This window comes from Limosilactobacillus portuensis (assembly GCF_028607025.1).
GTDB classification, from domain to species: domain Bacteria; phylum Bacillota; class Bacilli; order Lactobacillales; family Lactobacillaceae; genus Limosilactobacillus; species Limosilactobacillus portuensis.
In genome coordinates this window covers 493,505-511,774 of sequence record NZ_CP117296.1, presented here as the reverse complement: position 1 = coordinate 511,774, position 18,270 = coordinate 493,505, and the positions used below count along the sequence as shown (strand labels likewise).

At 40.6% G+C, this 18,270-nt stretch carries 18 protein-coding genes, 1 riboswitch and 1 other annotated feature; of the genes, 5 read left to right on the top strand and 13 right to left on the bottom strand.

Features of this window, described 5'->3' with window-relative positions; all coding sequences use genetic code 11:
* Nucleotides 1–205 precede the first annotated feature (205 nt).
* The 4 genes from leuS to PRK60_RS02435 form a co-directional block, all read right to left on the bottom strand.
* Nucleotides 206–2,626, bottom strand: a complete 2,421-nt coding sequence (leuS, locus tag PRK60_RS02450; protein WP_273646238.1) for a leucine--tRNA ligase — start codon at nucleotides 2,624–2,626, stop codon at nucleotides 206–208.
* Between the two features lie 70 nt (nucleotides 2,627–2,696).
* Nucleotides 2,697–2,911 (bottom strand) — a binding site (T-box leader).
* A gap of 43 nt (nucleotides 2,912–2,954) precedes the next feature.
* Complete coding sequence (gene metK, locus PRK60_RS02445; protein ID WP_273646237.1) at nucleotides 2,955–4,142, bottom strand: methionine adenosyltransferase; 1,188 nt, start codon at nucleotides 4,140–4,142, stop codon at nucleotides 2,955–2,957.
* Nucleotides 4,140–4,246, bottom strand: a riboswitch (SMK box riboswitch). Its footprint overlaps the gene before it by 3 nt.
* 44 nt (nucleotides 4,247–4,290) lie before the next feature.
* Nucleotides 4,291–4,827 (bottom strand): DNA-3-methyladenine glycosylase I, encoded by a 537-nt coding sequence (locus PRK60_RS02440; protein ID WP_273646236.1) that lies wholly within the window; start codon nucleotides 4,825–4,827, stop codon nucleotides 4,291–4,293.
* Nucleotides 4,828–4,872: 45 nt separating this feature from the next.
* Nucleotides 4,873–6,312, bottom strand: coding sequence for an MFS transporter (locus tag PRK60_RS02435; protein ID WP_273646235.1), 1,440 nt, complete (start codon nucleotides 6,310–6,312; stop codon nucleotides 4,873–4,875).
* A gap of 119 nt (nucleotides 6,313–6,431) precedes the next feature.
* Between PRK60_RS02435 and PRK60_RS02430 the strand changes: the two genes are divergently transcribed.
* Nucleotides 6,432–6,887, top strand: coding sequence for a Fur family transcriptional regulator (locus PRK60_RS02430; protein WP_191913138.1), 456 nt, complete (start codon nucleotides 6,432–6,434; stop codon nucleotides 6,885–6,887).
* A 90-nt stretch (nucleotides 6,888–6,977) separates the two neighbouring features.
* On the opposite strand, the gene PRK60_RS02425 is transcribed toward PRK60_RS02430, so the two are convergent.
* On the bottom strand, nucleotides 6,978–8,312 hold the full coding sequence (locus PRK60_RS02425) for an amino acid permease (protein ID WP_102169161.1): 1,335 nt from the start codon (nucleotides 8,310–8,312) through the stop codon (nucleotides 6,978–6,980).
* A 158-nt stretch (nucleotides 8,313–8,470) separates the two neighbouring features.
* Between PRK60_RS02425 and PRK60_RS02420 the strand changes: the two genes are divergently transcribed.
* From PRK60_RS02420 to PRK60_RS02410, 3 genes are all read left to right on the top strand, one after another.
* A complete protein-coding gene (locus PRK60_RS02420) occupies nucleotides 8,471–8,995 on the top strand; it encodes a VanZ family protein (RefSeq protein WP_180960003.1) in 525 nt (174 codons plus the stop codon).
* Between the two features lie 37 nt (nucleotides 8,996–9,032).
* Nucleotides 9,033–9,200 carry a hypothetical protein gene (locus tag PRK60_RS02415; protein WP_164476887.1) on the top strand — a complete coding sequence of 56 codons (168 nt, stop codon included), beginning with the start codon at nucleotides 9,033–9,035 and terminating at the stop codon, nucleotides 9,198–9,200.
* A gap of 139 nt (nucleotides 9,201–9,339) precedes the next feature.
* Nucleotides 9,340–9,867 carry an HdeD family acid-resistance protein gene (locus tag PRK60_RS02410; RefSeq protein WP_102169100.1) on the top strand — a complete coding sequence of 176 codons (528 nt, stop codon included), beginning with the start codon at nucleotides 9,340–9,342 and terminating at the stop codon, nucleotides 9,865–9,867.
* 59 nt (nucleotides 9,868–9,926) lie between these two features.
* On the opposite strand, the gene PRK60_RS02405 is transcribed toward PRK60_RS02410, so the two are convergent.
* Nucleotides 9,927–10,358, bottom strand: coding sequence for an Hsp20/alpha crystallin family protein (locus PRK60_RS02405; protein ID WP_273646234.1), 432 nt, complete (start codon nucleotides 10,356–10,358; stop codon nucleotides 9,927–9,929).
* A 282-nt stretch (nucleotides 10,359–10,640) separates the two neighbouring features.
* Between PRK60_RS02405 and PRK60_RS02400 the strand changes: the two genes are divergently transcribed.
* The gene (locus tag PRK60_RS02400) at nucleotides 10,641–11,489 is read left to right on the top strand and encodes an aldo/keto reductase (RefSeq protein ID WP_102169099.1); all 849 of its coding nucleotides are present in this window, start codon (nucleotides 10,641–10,643) and stop codon (nucleotides 11,487–11,489) included.
* Nucleotides 11,490–11,565: 76 nt separating this feature from the next.
* Here PRK60_RS02400 and PRK60_RS02395 read toward each other — a convergent pair whose 3' ends face one another.
* The 7 genes from PRK60_RS02395 to apf form a co-directional block, all read right to left on the bottom strand.
* A complete protein-coding gene (locus tag PRK60_RS02395) occupies nucleotides 11,566–11,889 on the bottom strand; it encodes a metal-sulfur cluster assembly factor (RefSeq protein ID WP_102169098.1) in 324 nt (107 codons plus the stop codon).
* 11 nt (nucleotides 11,890–11,900) lie between these two features.
* The gene (gene sufB / locus PRK60_RS02390; protein WP_102169097.1) at nucleotides 11,901–13,304 is read right to left on the bottom strand and encodes a Fe-S cluster assembly protein SufB; all 1,404 of its coding nucleotides are present in this window, start codon (nucleotides 13,302–13,304) and stop codon (nucleotides 11,901–11,903) included.
* A gap of 2 nt (nucleotides 13,305–13,306) precedes the next feature.
* On the bottom strand, nucleotides 13,307–13,762 hold the full coding sequence (sufU, locus tag PRK60_RS02385; RefSeq protein WP_102169096.1) for a Fe-S cluster assembly sulfur transfer protein SufU: 456 nt from the start codon (nucleotides 13,760–13,762) through the stop codon (nucleotides 13,307–13,309).
* Nucleotides 13,749–14,984: an aminotransferase class V-fold PLP-dependent enzyme gene (locus tag PRK60_RS02380; protein WP_102169095.1), complete on the bottom strand. Its 1,236-nt coding sequence runs from the start codon at nucleotides 14,982–14,984 to the stop codon at nucleotides 13,749–13,751. Before PRK60_RS02380 ends, sufU begins: the two co-directional genes overlap by 14 nt.
* Nucleotides 14,977–16,245 (bottom strand): Fe-S cluster assembly protein SufD, encoded by a 1,269-nt coding sequence (sufD, locus tag PRK60_RS02375; RefSeq protein ID WP_244974035.1) that lies wholly within the window; start codon nucleotides 16,243–16,245, stop codon nucleotides 14,977–14,979. Before sufD ends, PRK60_RS02380 begins: the two co-directional genes overlap by 8 nt.
* Nucleotides 16,246–16,258: 13 nt before the next feature.
* Nucleotides 16,259–17,056, bottom strand: a complete 798-nt coding sequence (sufC, locus tag PRK60_RS02370) for a Fe-S cluster assembly ATPase SufC (protein WP_273646233.1) — start codon at nucleotides 17,054–17,056, stop codon at nucleotides 16,259–16,261.
* Nucleotides 17,057–17,500: 444 nt separating this feature from the next.
* A complete protein-coding gene (gene apf, locus PRK60_RS02365; protein ID WP_273646232.1) occupies nucleotides 17,501–18,154 on the bottom strand; it encodes an aggregation-promoting factor in 654 nt (217 codons plus the stop codon).
* Between the last annotated feature and the right edge of the window lie 116 nt (nucleotides 18,155–18,270).

Genomic DNA, 18,270 nt, shown 5'->3' with positions numbered 1-18,270 from the left:
AAAAGGAAGCTGGGAATTAACCCATTTAAGAGCCTGGTGGGCTAACCTAGAACGATGAATGATGATGAAATCATCAGAGTCGTTCGTAGTTAGACTCGAAGGCTCGGGTTAATTCCCGCGATTAGACTCAGTAAATTTTAAAATTACTGGTAATAGTAAGAGCCTGGGAAAAAATTTTGTTTTTTCCCAGGCTCTTTATCATTTTCTATTTAGCAACGATATTTACGATCTTGTTTGGAACAACAATGACCTTCTTAATATCCTTGCCATCCGTAAACTTTTGAACGTGTTCATCAGCAAGAGCTAACTTTTGTGCTTCTTCACGATCAATATTCTTTGCCATCTTAATCTTTGAACGAAGCTTCCCGTTAACTTGAATAATCATCTCAACTTCGTCTTCTTCCAATGCCTTTGGATCATATGTTGGCCATGGTTGATAGGCAATTGTATCACTAACGTTGAAGTGACTCCATAATTCTTCGGCAACGTGCGGTACCACTGGTGAAATCATCTTAATAAAGCCTTCCATGTATTCGACAGGAAGATCATCAGCCTTAAACGCTTCATTAACGAAGACCATTAATTGAGAAATGGCTGTATTGAAGTGCATCCGTTCGTAGTCTTCAGTAACCTTCTTAACGGTCTGGTTATAAACCTTAGTCAGCTTACCATCATTAAAGTTAGAAACCCGGTCACGAAGGTGATTATTTTCATCCATCAATAACCGCCATACACGTTGAATCCACTTGTATGAACCGTGAAGTCCTTCTTCATCCCACGGAACGGATTCGGTCAATGGTCCCATAAACATTTCGTAAAGACGAAGGGTATCCGCACCATATTTTTCAACAATATCGTCTGGGTTAACAACATTTCCTTTAGACTTGGACATCTTTTCATGGTTAGATCCCAGAATCATTCCTTGGTTAACCAACTTCATAAATGGTTCCTTAGTTGGTACAAGTCCCAAATCGTATAAGACCTTATGCCAGAAGCGCGCATAAAGAAGGTGAAGGACAGCATGTTCCGCCCCGCCAACATACAGATCTACTGGAGACCAGTAATCTAATGCTTCTTTTGAGGCAAATTCCTTACTGTTGTGTGGATCGGTATACCGGAGCCAGTACCATGATGAACCAGCCCATTGTGGCATTGTATTTGTTTCTCGTAACCCATGCCGACCCTGATCATCATAAACATTGACCCAGTCCTTAACGTTCGCTAACGGACTTTCACCAGTACCAGATGGTTCAATATTATCAGTATCAGGCAGCTTCAATGGTAATTCATCTTCTGGAACTAAGGTAGTCCGACCATCATCCCAGTGAATTACTGGGATCGGTTCACCCCAGTAGCGTTGCCGACTAAAGATCCAATCCCGAAGACGGTAATTGACCTTCTTGTGACCAGCATTATGCTCATCAAGCCATTCAATCATTTTTTTCTTGGCATCTGCAATGTTCAAGCCATCCAAGAAACCAGAATTAATGTGCTTGCCATCTCCGTCAAAGGCACCTTCTGAAAGATCAGCACCTTCCATAATTGGCTTAATTGGCAAATCAAACTTCTTAGCAAAGTCATAGTCACGTTGATCACCAGATGGAACTGCCATTACAGCACCTGTACCATATGATGCTAGGACATAGTCACTAATCCAAATTGGTAACTTCTCACCATTAACCGGATTGATAACGTATGAACCAGTGAATACCCCAGTCTTATCCTTGTTCAGATCGGTCCGTTCAAGATCAGACCGCCGAGAAGCTTCTTCTTGGTACTTCTTAACTGCTTCCTTATTTTCAGGAGTAGTTAACTGGTCAACCAGCTCTTGTTCAGGAGCAAGAACAACATATGATGCACCAAACAATGTATCTGCACGGGTAGTAAAGACCTCAATCTTAGTATCTTCATCTCCCGCAACTGGGAAGTAAACAGAAGCCCCTTCTGACCGACCGATCCAGTTACGTTGCATCTCCTTAACGCTTTCTGGCCAGTCAACAAGATCCAAATCATCAATTAAGCGGTCTGCATAGGCAGTAATTTTCAAGACCCACTGCTTCATTGGCTTCCGATAAACTGGGTAGCCACCACGCTTTGTCTTACCGTCTTCAACTTCTTCGTTAGCAACAACGGTTCCACCCATAAAATCAGGTGCCCAGTTAACCATAATTTCGCTTTCGTAAGCTAAACCCTTCTTATAGAGTTGTTCAAAAATCCATTGAGTCCACTTGTAGTATTCTGGATCAGTCGTGTTAACTTCCCGATCCCAATCATATGAAAAACCAAGTGATTGGATTTGGTTACGAAAATGATCAATGTTTTGGTTAGTAAAGCTCTTGGGATTATGACCGGTCTTCAGTGCGTATTGCTCTGCGGGAAGACCGAATGCGTCCCAGCCCATTGGGTGCAAAACATTGTATCCTTGCATCCGCTTCATTCGTGACATCACATCAGTCGCGGTATAACCTTCTGGGTGACCAACGTGAAGTCCTTGTCCAGATGGGTAAGGGAACATATCCAAGGCATAGTATTCCTTTTGATCCTTGTTTAAGTTAGCCTTAAATGTCTCATTCTTTTTCCAGAATCGTTGCCACTTGTTTTCAATGGCAGTGTGATCGTAAGCCATATCTTTCTCTCCTTTTATTTGCATAATTCTTCTGTTTGATCGTAATAAAAAAGCCCCGTAGAAAACTATTCTACGAGACGAATTTACTCCGCGGTACCACCCGAATTTCCACGGTTAACATAACCATGACACTTCACGCCATAACGCGGCAGACGTTATTACCTACTCGCTTTCAGTAATAATCTTTTTGGACGAGTTCATTATTAGTAATCCTCGTGTTTACAGCACCACACGATCTCTGAAGAATTAACTAACAGTTACTATTTCCAATTCGATCAAATATTTAATGATATTCTAACAACCAGCATTCGTAAATGCAAGCATCAAACTAGCCAAGAACCTTCTTTAGTTCTTCAACCTTATCCAGTTGTTCCCATGGTAGCTCAACATCAGTCCGACCAAAATGACCATAAGCCGCAGTTGGTTCATAAATTGGACGCTTAAGATTAAGCATCTTAATAATTCCCGCTGGGCGAAGATCAAATACCTTACGAACCGCAGCAATTAAGTCTGCTTCACTCCGGGTCCCAGTACCATAAGTATCAATTGAAATTGATACTGGTTCAGCGACCCCAATAGCGTAGGCAACTTGAATTTCAAGCTTCTTTGCATAGCCAGCAGCCACTAAATTCTTAGCAATATAGCGCGCAGCATAACTAGCTGACCGGTCAACCTTGGTAGCATCCTTACCGGAGAAAGCACCACCACCATGATGGGCAGCACCACCATAAGTATCGACAATGATCTTTCGACCGGTTAGACCAGCATCCCCTTGAGGACCACCGATAACAAAACGACCGGTTGGGTTAATGAAGTACTTAGTTTGGTCATCAAGATATTCTGCAGGAATAACAGCCTTAATGACTTGCTCCATAACATCCTTTTTAATTTGATCAAGTGAAACTTCTGGATCGTGTTGTGTACTCAACACAACAGTATCAACCCGCAAAGGTTTATCGTTTTCGTCATATTCAACAGTGACTTCAGCCTTAGCATCTGGACGGAGGTAAGGAATAGTATTATCTTTACGAAGCTTAGCAATCCGTTGCATTAACTTATGACTAAGCATCAAAGTTAACGGCATGTATTCTGGTGTCTCATCAGTTGCGTAACCAAACATTAATCCTTGATCACCGGCACCAATTTGATCAAGCGGATCAGCATCCCCTTCACGAGTTTCCAGAGAATCGTCAACCCCTTGTGCAATATCCGGTGACTGCTCATCGATTGCAGTAATTACTGCACAGTTGTCAGCATCAAAGCCATACTTACCATCTGTATAACCGATCCGCCGAATTGTGTCACGAACAACCTTTTGAATATTAACGTATGCCTTAGTTGAAACTTCGCCAAAAACCAATACAAGTCCGGTCGTAACAGAAGTCTCAATAGCGACCCGTGAATCAGGATCTTGTTCAAGCATTGCGTCTAAAATAGCATCACTAATTTGATCAGCAATCTTATCAGGATGCCCCTCAGAAACAGATTCTGAAGTAAATAAATGTTTTTCTACCATGTGTATTAATTCCCCCATATGCAAGTTGCAATTGAAACATTCAGTGGTTACAAGGCATCTTCACAGTAATGTGAATCCTATCGGGAATTTGCTTTATAACGAAAACCATCTTAGCATAATTTGCTGACCATATTCAAACATAAATTGACTAATCTTCACGAGCATTAACCATCCCAACAGCGGTCATAAATGAATAAGCTGTTGTCGGCCCAACAAATTGAAAGCCATCCGCCTTCATTTTCCGGGCCATCTTTTTCGATTCAATTGTTTGTGATGGTAGTCGCTTTCCGTTTAACTGTAGCCGCTGAGGCTTAAAGTTAACAAATGACCACACATAGTTATTTAACGTTTCACCATCTGCTAATAATTCTTGAATTACCTTAGCGTTGTTGATCGTCGCCATGATTTTCCGCCGATTACGGATAATCGTTGAGTCGTTCATTAAGCGCTTAAAGTCATCCTGATCAAATACTGCCACCTTAGCTGCATCAAAATTAGCAAACGCCTTTTCAAAGGCAGCCTCGCGTTTCCAAATTGTTGACCATGATAATCCAGATTGAAATAACTCTAATGTCAGCATCTTAAATAGTTCACGATCATCATGTTCAGGAAAGCCCCATTTCGTATCATAATAATTCCGCATTAATTCAGATGCTTCTGCCCACAGCGGTCGTCTCGCTGTCATTTGATCACCCCATTAAAATCTCTCTATATATTCAAAACGAGATAATCAAGCTTTTGCATCTTTTTTAACTGTATTCTTTAAGGCAAGAGCCAAAAAGAGACCAAAAATTTCAACGGCTAACATTGTTAAGAAGACATAATGGTAACCACTAAGGGCCGCACTAAGATTTCCCATTCCGTGACTAAGGTGATGACTAGTTACGGTTGTTAAAATAATTGTTGATACAGCAACTCCGGTAGAACCAAGGACTTGCCGTACTGTTGTTATAACGGCTGTCCCATGAGGAACCAGCTCATTAGGTAAGGAATTAGCCCCTAAAGTAACGGCAGGCATCATCACAAAAGCATTTCCGCCCTCAATAACCATTGCACAAAGGATCATAATCCATAAGCTCATTTGGTTAATCAAGAAGAGACCGGCAAACCAGCCAGCTACAATCATCGTCATCCCCACAAGCATTGTCGGTTTAAAGCCAATTTTGTCGGCTAACTTTCCCGTTAATGGATTAAGAATACTTAACAAGGCAGCCCCAGGAACAAGCGACATTCCCGAAACAAACGGACTAACTTTAAGCACTCCCTGGTAATACAACGGAAAAATAATCGTTGTAACAATCAAGGCAATGTAAGAGATTGAAGTTAGTAAAATTGCTAAATCGTAATTAAAGGTTTTCATTACCCGAAGTTCCAATAGCGGATTCGGTAGCTTTAATTGCCGAACGCAGAACCAAATAATTGCTAAAATACTGACAAGCAAGATTGTGCCACTAATTGTCCAGTTAATTTTCGCCTTACCAATTTGGTTGATTACGTACATTACGCCAATCAAACCGATAGACAAGAAAACAGAAAGCCAGTCAAGGCTACTTTCATGTCTCTTCATAACGTCACGGATAAGTCCTGAACCAGCCATAATAATGATCACAGTAATGATGATCATAAAGAAAATAAACAAGCTCTTCCAAGTAAAGAATTTGAGAATAATTCCGGAAACAATTGGACCGCAAGCTAATGCCGAACCCATTACTAAGCCAGCAATTCCCATTGTCGTTCCCCGAGCTTCTCGCGGCGTTATCTCAAGAAGAACTGATTGGTACGATGGGAACAGAACACCCACAGCAAAGGCCTCCATTGCCCGACCGATCATCATAAACCAGAAACCGGATACTCCCCAACTAGCAGGTGTCAAAATAATCATCAATGAACCAATATCAAACAGGGCTAGTGCACCAATAAACATGGTCTTAAAATTAAGGTTATTCAACATCCATGGGCTAATGGGCATGCTGACACACATGACTAACATGAAGCCAGTTGTTAGCCACTGTACTGTCGAGGCAGAAATTCCAAAAGCGCTCATTAACGTTGGATAAGCTGTCGACAGGGACGATTGACTAATCGACATCGTAAAAGTTCCAATTAATAGTGTAAAAATAAACCAGAACCGGCTATATGGTCGGCCATTTTGATCAATTGACTCTCTCATAAAATCCCCTTCTTTAGAATTATTATTAATAATCAAATTGTATTATAAAGTTTAAAATCACAATTGTAAATGTTATACTTAACGTAAATCAAAGCTCTTAAACTAGTGAGGTGAGTAAATTGGCTGAAGCAGAATTTGATCGAGCAATTGAACAACTTAGAGAAAATCACGTTAGGGTTACTCCCCAACGAAAAACGATTCTAAACTACTTGATTTCGCATCATACCCATCCTAGCGTGGAAATGATCTATGAAGATTTGAAGGATAGTGTTGATAACATTAGCATGGCAACGGTTTATAATACGTTAAAGCTTTTTGTCGATTATAACCTCGTCATCGAATTAAAGAATGGTGACGGCAGTACTCATTATGACTACTTTGGTCATCCTCACTACCACGTTATTTGTGATAATTGTGGTCAAATTACTGACGTGTTTGATCCCCATTTTACAGAAATCAGTAAGGATCTAGCTGCCATGACCAGAGAAAAAACCGGTTATCTCGTCACTGGCAATAATATTGAAGTTCACGGCATTTGTCCTAACTGCCAAAGAAAATTACATTTGAATAGATAAAGAATAGTTATTACCAAAAGAAAAGAGTGTAGTTCAGCAAAGAACTTATCAAAATAAGTTTTTTTATAAGTTTTTTTGTTGAACTACACTCTATTTTTGTTTTCGTGGCTGAGATAGTGAGGCAACTGCTAAAATTGCAAACCAGATTAAAGTAAAAATCAATGCTCCTAGCGTTTGTTTATCAAGACACAAAACGACTAAAACAAACGCTAAAAAGGTTAGTACTAGGTAATCAGTATACGGTGCTCCCGGAACCTTAAAAGACCGTTCTTGGGGATTAGATTGAAGGTACCTTAAATGAGTCACAATTATTGTTGCCCAGATAAAGAGAAAACTCGTCGTGGCAATACTCGAGATAACCGTAAAAACTCCGCCAGGCATTATCAAGTTTAAGATCGCGGCAATAGCAATTACGCCAGCAGAAATAATAACCGCTAGTGCTGGGACAGAATTTCGCGATAATTTGCTAACTAACCTAATTCCTGGCCGGTGCGATGTTGATGTTAGTTCCGCAAGCATCCGCCCCGTCGTATAGAGTGAACTATTGCATGCGGATGCTGCAGCCGTAACAACGACAAAGTTAATTAAACTGGCTGCTCCACGTAAGCCAATATCATTAAAAACCATTACGAAAGGACTCTTTGATGGTGCTAAGCGGTCCCAGGGATAGATACACATAATTACCGCCAATGCGGCAACATAAAATAGCAAGATTTGAAAAGGAATTGCGTTTATTGCCCGGGGAATAACGTGACGTGGATTCTCCGCTTCAGCTGCCGTCATCCCAACCATCTCAATTCCAACAAAAGCGAATACTACCATTTGAAACGAAAGGATGAACCCCTTTGCGCCAGCAGCAAAGAAACCGCCATTATTGAATAAATTCTCCGGTGAAGCAACATAACCACTAGTACTCTTAAAACTAACCAGCATCATACCAATCCCAACAAGAACTAGCAATGCAATTGCCAAAATTTTAATTAATGCAAACCAGAATTGTAATTCACCAAACGCACTAACAGTAATTAAATTAATGCATAAAAGGACAATTAATGTTAGCAACCCCGGTATCCATTGAGGAACGCGAGGAAGCCATAGCTGAAAATACATCCCAATTGCAGTGATTTCTGCCATGGCTAATGCGATCCAGCAAGCCCAATATGCCCATCCCGTAATGAAGCTTACTCGTGGACCAAGGTAAACACGAATTGCATCAACAAATGAGCGGTAATTAAGATCTGACATCAAGAGCTCACCAAGTGCTCGCATAATCCAAAAGCAGATAATTCCGGTAATGATATAAGCTAGTAATATTGCAGGACCTGCAGAGTGAATTGCTTGACCTGATCCTAAAAATAGTCCAGTTCCGATGGTGCCACCAAGTGCCATTAGTTGAATATGGCGACTTTTTAGGCTACGCTTCATTTTATTTTGTGCCAATATGGTTCAATTCTCCTTAAATTTAATTTCTCGTAAAAAACCATTAATAACCTATCGCTTTTTAGATTATTTTATTTGATAATGGTAAATAGTTTATCCGAATTTTTATTATATACCTTTTTTCATGAAAGGAGGGAATGAATTTGTTACACTGGTTTCCATTTTGTGGTTATTTTGTTATCGCACTTGTTTTAGCAATTAATTTTTCTTCGCGTTATCAGCAATTTAGTAAGCGATTAACAATTTTTGCTTTTCTATGTTATTTTGTTATCATCCTTCGTCTCTGCCTAACTCCAGTTACCTTTAGTTTTATTACTGCTAACCGTAATTTACGCTATTTTCACGGAGTACCATACAACCTTCTTCCCTTTCAACAGTTAGATTTAGAATGGTTATTAAATATCATCATGACGATCCCACTAGGTATTTTATTATATCTGGTCAACCGAAAAAATTCTTTTGTTACTATTCTTATTCTCAGCTTTTTGTTTAGTTTCTTTATTGAGGGAAATCAATTTGTCTGTGACTTTCTTTTCCACATTGGTCGAGTAGCGGATATTGATGATATTATTACCAATACCATTGGTGGAATAGTTGGCTTTTATGGACTAAAATTACTTGATCGAGGATTTATTGATAAAATAATCCATCCTTTTTTCCTATCATAGAAAAGTTTGGTAAACTATTACTGATGAGGTGATTATAATGATTTCAAACGAACAAAGGGCTCACGATATTGCTATTGCTTTAGTTCAAGCTAATGGCAAGGACATGAAGCCAATCGAAGCATATCATGAATATATCAACTACCTTCTACCAATTCTTAAAGAGATCGACAAGGATTTTAAGAACGGTATCAAGGAACATATTTAAAAACTAGAGACCGATGAAGCACCTATATCTTTCATCGGTTTTCTTTCTGCTTACAAACATTCTGGAGGTAACATATAGTACAACCATTATTTCTTTTTTTGCGGTATGATTAACTTATCAGAGAAAGGAGCTATGCGCTATGAATAATGTTTCGCATCGGCGGTTCGACTGGTTTAGTTTACTTATTGGAATTCTTTTTATTCTTGGAGGATTTCTCTCGTTTTCACGACCAGATAAAACCTTACATTTATTGTCTGTTATTATTGGAGTTGTCTTCCTTTTTGATGGGATCTTCGAACTAACAATTCGGCGCCGCTTTCTTCGTTCACTCGGTGAGGGCACTGGCTGGATTGTAGTTCTTGGCATATTGAACATCGTCTTAGGAATCATCTTTGTCTTCCATCCCGGCTTCGGCACATTATACATTGCAATTATTTTTGCTATCTGGTTTATTTTGGATTCCATTATGGAATTTTCCGTTGGCCGTCTTTTCAAGGGTGTCAGTGGTGGTTACTACTGGTTAACCATTATCTTTAGTATTCTCGGGGTTATTCTAGGAGCAATCCTCCTCTTTAGTCCTGTTGTTTCCGCTTTAACAGTTGTTTGGATTATTTCTGTTTTCCTAATTATCTTCGGTGTTCTAAAGATTGTTCAAGCTTTTAATTAAACAAAAGAGGTCCTAGCATTCAGCTTTTGAACGCTAGGACCCTTTTCGTTAGTCATCAATTAATCAATTTCAATCCGCGTATCGTCATCACTTTCAGCCTGCTTCTTTGGTAAAACAAGTGAAAGAACACCGTTTTCATAATGAGCAGTAATGTTCTTCCGTTCAACATCTGGCAAACGGTATTGCCGACTCATTTGACCATAACGCCGTTCACTGTGAAGAATGTGACCATTCTTATCTGACTCATCATCAATAGTGTCACGGTGACCAGTAATGGTTAAAATATTATTTGTGTAACTAATATGAATGTCTTTCTTGTCAAAGCCTGGCATATCAATTTTTACTTGATACTGCTTATCATTTTCTTCAATGTCAGTCTTCATGTGATCTTCAACTGGCGTAAAGTCAGAGAAGAAATCATCATTCATTAAGTTCTGCATGTTCATCATGTTATCCAAAAAGTTATTCCGACGTGTTAAATCGTTAGCCATAATAAAGCTTCCTTTCCGTTAACTTGATCTTGATTACATTACCTATCTTAATCACTAGAAGAGAAAGCGCAACTATTTTTAGCACTTTAAGTAAAAGAGTGCTAAAAATAGTTTTACCTTTATTGACCAATTCCTATATGACAAGCTTTAAGGAATTACTACTTCCCCACAAAAATATAAATTTTAATTTAAACATATGAAATAATAATCATATGTTATTCAGATGTATTTATGGAAAAAGAATGGTAGGATCAAATCGTAATTAAATTAAGGAGGGATTTGATGATCACAGTACAATTAGGTCAAACAACTGTACCAGCAATTGGCGTTGGTACGTGGAATATTGGTGAGGAACCAGCAAAACACGGCGAAGAGGTAAAAGCAATTCAAACAGCAATTGATGCAGGAGCAACCGTCATTGATACTGCCGAAATGTATGGTCAGGGACGTTCAGAAAAACTTACCAGTGAAGCAATTAAGCCGTTTGACCGGTCAAAGCTTTATCTCATCGACAAGGTACTACCCCAAAATGCCAGTCATCAACGATTGGAAAAAAGTCTTGATCGGAGTCTTAAGCTAATGCAAACTGATTATTTCGATCTTTACCTACTCCACTGGCGAGGCGGAATCCCCCTTGCAGAAACGGTAGATGAACTAGTTAAGATGCAAACTAAGGGAAAGATTCGTCACTGGGGCGTCTCTAATTTTGATGTTGCTGATTTGGAAGAATTATGGGCACTTCCTCACGGTCGAGAATGCGTTGCTAACGAAGATCTGTATAACCTTGATCGCCGGGGAATTGAATATGACCTTCTCCCTCTGATGCGGGATAATGACTTACCATTAATTGCTTATTCACCGCTTTCTCAAGGAGATCGATTAAGTGGTAATTTAGCAGTCAATCCCCTCCTAAAAGAATTAGCTGCTAATCACCAAGCAACGGTCTACCAGATAATGTTAGCCTGGGTAATCCGTGATCAGCATACCTTAGCAATTCCCAAGGCTGCTAGTCCCGTCCATGCAAGAGAAAATGTTGAAGCATTAAACATCACATTTAGTCATGATGAGTTAGCTGCCTTAACAAAAGCTTTTCCTAAGCCAACCCACAAAGAACCATTAAGCGTGATTTAAAATAATTTCACTAAAAAAGGCTTTAGAAGTCCACGATTTTGGTCTTCTAAAGCCTTTCTGTATTTATTCTTTTCGCTTAAAAATGAACTCCCAGTGCCATCCGGGCAAAGCGACTCATTTTATCTGGTCCCCAAGCTGGCTCCCAAACGAGGTTAATCTCACATTTCGTAATCTCCGCTACTTGGAGAACGGCCTCCTTAATCATTTTATAAAGCAAATCACTGATCGGACAGCCCATCGTTGTTAAGGTCATCGTAATTTTACATTGTTGATCATTAACCTCAATGTCGTAAATAAGGCCCAGATTGACTAGATCAATCCCCAACTCTGGATCAATCACGGTTTGTAATTTTTCAAGGACCTCTTGTTCAATAGGACTTAATTTCTCTTTATCTAACATGATAATCCCCCTTAGCCAATCGAACCTTCCATTTCAAAACTAATCAGTCGATTTAGCTCAACTGCATATTCCATTGGCAGTTTCTTCGTAAAGGGTTCTACAAAGCCCATGATAATCATTTCCGTCGCTTTTCGTTCGCTAATTCCCCGACTCATCAAGTAGTAAAGTTTCTCTTCGGAGATTTTCGAGACCTTAGCCTCATGTTCCATTGTGACATCCGAATTATTAATTTCATTGATTGGAATCGTATCGGAAGATGACTGGTCATCCATGATAATTGTGTCACATTCAACATGGGCCTTTGAACCGTTAGCTTTTTCGGTAAAGCGGATATTGCCCCGATAATCCGTTGAGCCACCCGTCCGGGCAATCGACTTGGAAACGATTGAACTAGAGGTGTTCGGAGCATTATGGATCATCCGCGCTCCTGAGTCTTGATGAATGTGATCACTAGCCACTGCAATCGAGAGCATTGTCCCCCGGGCCCCCTTGCCGTTAAGGTAGACACTCGGGTACTTCATGGTAACTTTGGAGCCAAGGTTTCCATCAACCCATTCCATTGTAGCGTTCTCGGCTGCAGCTGCCCGCTTCGTCTCCAAGCTATAAACATTCTTTGACCAGTTTTGAATCGTCGTATAACGGCAATAAGCGTCTTTTAGAACATTCACTTCAACTACTGCGGCATGCAGACTATCAGACGAATAGTTTGGCGCAGTACAGCCCTCGACGTAATCAACACTAGCGCCCTCATCAACAATAATCAGCGTCCGCTCAAACTGCCCCGTATTCTCCGCATTCAACCTGAAATAAGCCTGGATTGGCGTCTTGACCTTAACGCCCTTAGGAACATAAATAAAGGACCCTCCAGACCAAACGGCACCGTTCAACGCAGCAAATTTATTATCAGCTGGTTTGACTAACTTTCCAAACCACTTTTTGAATAGGTCTGGGTACTTTTGTAAGGCAGTGTCAGTATCCGTGAAAATGATCCCTTGTTTGGCAAACTGTTGCTTCATGTTATGGTAAACAACCTCTGACTCGTACTGGGCAGCTGAACCAGCTAAATATTTTCGTTCTGCTTCTGGCACCCCAAGACGATCAAAAGTTCGTTTTAGTTCTTCAGGAACGTCCTTCCAATCCCGGTACTTCTTAGCGGTCATTTTCTGATAATACAACATATTCTCCAAGTCTAAGCCAGATAGATCTGGACCAAATTTAGGCATCGCCATTTTTTGATAAGTATGAAATGATTCTAAGCGATAATCCAGCATCCACTGCGGCTCTTGCTTTTCTGCCGAAATTTTCCGGACTGTTGCTTCAGTCAATCCGCGTCCCGTTGAATAAAGTGGCTTCACGTCATCATGAAAGCCATATTGATAATCTTGATTACCGAGGACATTATTTACATCTGTCACGATCACTTGTCTCCTTTTGCATTCTTGAGCAAGGCTTCTTGTAGAGCCCACCAGGCTAAAGTTGCACACTTGATCCGGGCAGGAAACTCCATGATTTGGGTTAGCACCTGGGCATCCCCTAATTTTTTCAATTCATCTCTAGAGTGCTTTTCTCCAATTGCTTCATCGGAAAAAATTTTAGCGATTGCTAATGCCTCTTCCGTTGTTTTCCCCATCATCACATCGGTAAGCATACTGGCTGAAGCCTGACTAATCGTGCACCCCTGACCGGTAAACCCAATATCAGTTATTCTGTTATCTGCTCCCAGGTGAAGACTAATGTTAATTGTGTCGCCACAAGTTGTATTATGGAGCGTCTTTTCATTAGTAGCGTTATCCACAGCATAGTGGTGATGGGGGTTAGCTGCATGTTCTAAAATTACTGCCCGGTATAATTGATTTAATTTATCTAAGCTCACCCTTAAAGAACTCCTTTGTTTCTTTGATTGCATTAATTAACTGGTCACAGTCAGCTTGATTATTATAAAATGCCAAACTAGCGCGAACAGTCGAATTGGTCCCTAATGAATGAACGAGTGGTTCAGCACAATGGTGGCCCGCTCGAACGGCTACTCCTTCCATGTCTAATGCCGTTGCGACGTCATGGGGGTGAAGAGTACCGATGTTGAACGAAACAACCCCAACGTGCTGCTGAGGATTCTGTGAACCGTAAACTTTCACTCCAGGAATCGCCATTAATTTAGGTACTAAATAAGCCATCAATTCCGTATCCCGTGTCCGTATTTGCGTCATCCCGACATGTTCTAAATACTTGATTGCCGTTGCTAATCCGACTGCTCCCACAATATTAGGCGTACCCGCTTCAAACTTATGTGGGATCTGATCCCACTTACTGTTATCGAGCTGAACATCCGCGATCATTTCACCGCCAAATTGATAAGGCGGCATTTGTTCAAGGAGCTGTTGGTTTCCATATAAAACACCAATCCCCGTTGGTCCCAACATCTTATGTCCCGAAAAGGCATAGAAATCAACTGCTAGCTTTTGCACATCTACCGGAACATGACAAACTGCTTGGGCACCGTCAACAACAATAATTGCTTCGTTCTGATGAGCCAGCTCTGCTAATTCCCTGATTGGACTAACGTTACCAAGAACATTACCAACGTGGGTCACCGCAACAATTTTCGTTTTAGCGGTGATCTTTTGCTTGGCATCGGCTAAATTAATTTCACCGTTCGGGGTTAAATTAATGTATTTTAAGATTGCTTTCTTTCTAATCGCTAACTGTTGCCAAGGGATCAAATTGCTGTGATGTTCCGCAAGCGAGATTACGATTTCATCCCCTGGCTTAACATTCTGTTCACCATAAGTGGCTGCAATTAAATTAATGCTTTCGGTCGTTCCTCGGGTAAAAATTATCTCACGGGAAGCTTTAGCATTAATGAAGTGCTGAACGATTTTACGAGCGTTCTCATATTCTGCAGTCGCTTTGAATGATAGCTGGTATGTTCCCCGGTGGACATTAGCATTTTCTCGTTGATAAAAGCTGACTAACCGGTCAATAACGGACGTCGGCTTTAAGCTTGTTGCCGCATTATCAAGGTAGGCAAGCCGTTCACCGTTCATTGTCTGTTGCAATTCAGTGAAGTCTTGACGAACAAGCTCCCAATTAGGCATTTTCCAGTAACTTCCTTTCCAAAATATCAACCATTTCTTGGCGGACATTCTTATCAGGGATAGCAGTAATTACCGCGCTTAAAAATCCCCGAATCACCATTCGCTGCGCTTGGTGTAAGGGGATCCCCCGACTTAATAGGTAGTAAAGCTGATCCTGGTTAATCTTACCGACACTCGCTGCATGCCCTGCTTCAACGTCATTTTCATCAATCAACAAAATAGGGTTGGCATCGCCCGTTGCGTGTGGCGACATCATCAATAACCGGTTTTGCTGTTCTGCTTCTGAGCCATGAGCACCATGAATAATCTGACCAATTCCGTTAAAAATCAGTCGTGAGTTACCAAGAGCAACCCCACGCTGATTAATTAATCCCTGTGAATGAGGACTGCGGTTAGTAACTCGATTATTAATCCCAAGCTGTTGGTCATTTGTGGTTAGGGCAATCAGTTGTGAGTTAGCACGTGCTCCTTCACCAATTAATTCCGAATCAATTTCACCGACAGTATTACATTCATTCATCAACCCAATTGACCAGTCCACCTTAGCATAATCTCTAATTGCTGCCCGGTACTGATAATAACTAGGACTTTGTTGCGCTAAATGATCAAGTGAAGAGAAATGGACCTCACTATTTTCTTCAGCCATGATTTCCACAAAGTTAGTTAGGGGATTAGTCTGCTGACGAGCGGAAATTAAGTGATCAATAATCTGGAAGCGACTATTTTCTCCAGCAACAATTAATAGATGAAAATTAATTGTCCCTTTGATGGTCTGGTCAAAGTTAACTGTCAGGTGAATTGGCTCCTTTAATTCGACGTTGCGCGGAACATATACAAAAAGGCCCTGATTAATAAAGGCAGTATGGTAAGCCGCTAAGAGGTTTTCATCCGGTTGAATTACCCTTGCTAAGTATTTAGTTAGTATTTGAGGATAAGCAGTGATTGCCGAACCTAGCTCACTAATAATAATCCCCTGTTCTTTCAATTGATTAGGGAGCGTAACTGTAACTTTCTGGGAATTTACCTCTACTATAACTTGTTCAGAGTCCGTTAGCTGTTCAATCACTTTAGGAAACTGAAGAGACGAAGACTGATCAGAAATAAGCGGCCAATCTTGAAAATTAAATTTTGTTACTTTGGGCAACTGTGTAGTGGTTACATCCTGAAATGCCCTTTGACGCAACTGAGTCAGCTCTTCTGGCTCCTTAGTCGTTGCAAACTGCTGAAGTTGGGATTTAAGGTGTGAATAATCAAAATTCATAATATCAGTACCCCTACTTATCTTCATCAACCAAATCAACTTTTAAGCCAAGCTCATCACGCAATCCGGAATACCCCTCAGCTTCTAGTTTCTTTGCCAATTCAGGGCCGCCATCCTTAACAATTCGCCCGCCCATCATTACATGAACCGTATCAGGAACAATATAGTTCAGTAGTCGTTGATAGTGGGTAATAATTAGCGAACCAAAATTAGCACCCCGCATAGAATTAACTCCCCGAGAAACGACTTTTAGAGCATCAATGTCTAGTCCCGAATCAATTTCATCTAAGATTGCAAAGCTTGGTTTAATCATCAATAGTTGAAGGATTTCATTCCGTTTTTTTTCGCCACCCGAAAAGCCTTCGTTAAGGTAGCGTTCCGTCATTGACTCTTTCATGTCTAACAGTGCCAGCTTTTGGTCAAGTTCCTGAAGAAAATCCATAATTGAAATTTGGTCATCCTTTGGTCGTCGCGCGTTCATTGCTGCTCGCAAGAATTCTGCATTGGTTACCCCTTGAATTTCTGCTGGATACTGCATTGCTAAAAATAATCCTTTTCGGGCACGTTCATCAACGGGCATCTCGAGGATACTCTCACCATTTAATAAAATATCACCTTGCGTAACGTGATAGTTGGGTTGTCCCATAATCGTCTGCGATAAGGTTGACTTCCCCGTTCCATTCGGGCCCATGATTGCGTGAATTTCCCCAGTTTGTATTTTAAGATTAACACCCTTGAGAATTTCCTTTTGTTGATGAGTTTCTTCATCTTCAACCGCAACGTGAAGGTCTTTTATCTGTAAAATAGCCATATTTAGTGTTCACTCCCTAATAAAACACAATATCATGATGTCAATTACCTATTTTACCAGTTTCTCTTGGGGATGAATAATTAGATTGAGAAAAAGAAGTTTGATTCTCGTAATTAGACTTAATAGACTCGAAAATAATTAAGTGATTGCTAGAAGATCGAAAAAAGCTAACTAGTGATAAACACTAATTAGCTTCTTGAATGTTATATGATTAAGAGCGGTTTCTCGGCAACATAGCCGAAACGTGTTCGCAGGAAAGCCCTTAGAGACAACAAAGAGCTAACTAGTAGCGAATACTAATTAGCTCTTTAACTATTATATGGTTAAGATCTGTTCCTCAGGAACTTGCTAGAGCTAGCAACCTCCTTCCTAGGCGCTAGTCGCCTTCGTCAGGAGAAATTGCTAGCTTTCCGCAAGTTCTTTGCTGAGTCACACTCTATTTTTTTAGTACCAACCGTGTGATTGCCAGAATGATTGAGCAGCACTCCAGGAACCGTAACGGCTAGCTACGTATTGGTCGGCTACTCGTTCTTGGTTTGCGGCGGAGTAGTCACCGTTAAGGTATGATGCGGATAATTGGTACTTACCAATGTATTGACCGTTTTGGGCACCGTAGTTACCACCTGATTCACGGGTAGCAATCCATGCCTTAGCAGCGGCATCATTACCGGCTACGCTTGATGTGTAGTTGCTGTAACTTGCAGCATTGCTTGCTGAAGTTGTTGCAGTTGCAGTTTGTGCAACTGAGTTGTTAGTAGTAGCTGCAGAACTAGTTTGGTTGTTTTGAGTTGTGGTATTTGCTGATGGCAAAGTTTCAACTTGTTGTTGAGTAGCAGGTGCAACTTCACCGTCATCCTTAATTACTAACTTTTGACCAACGTAGATCAAGTTCTTGTTAGCAATGTTGTTGTTTGAGGCCAAAGTATCAACGAAAGTTAAATCATGACCTAATTTGTAAGAAATCCCAGAAAGGGTGTCGCCTGATTGAACAGTGTAAATACTGTCGGCGCTAGCGGTGGTTGCAGTAGCTACAGTACCTAAAGCAACGGCACCGGCAATGGCTGCTGTAATCTTAGCTGCTTTCTTAGATAACTTCATAAAAAAATCAATCCATCCTTTTCTCTTGTAAGTTTGTAAGTAATATGATGTTAATTGTTTTGGAAATTGATGTTTTAGATATCATCAACGGTTATATACTATACAGGTTCAGCGTT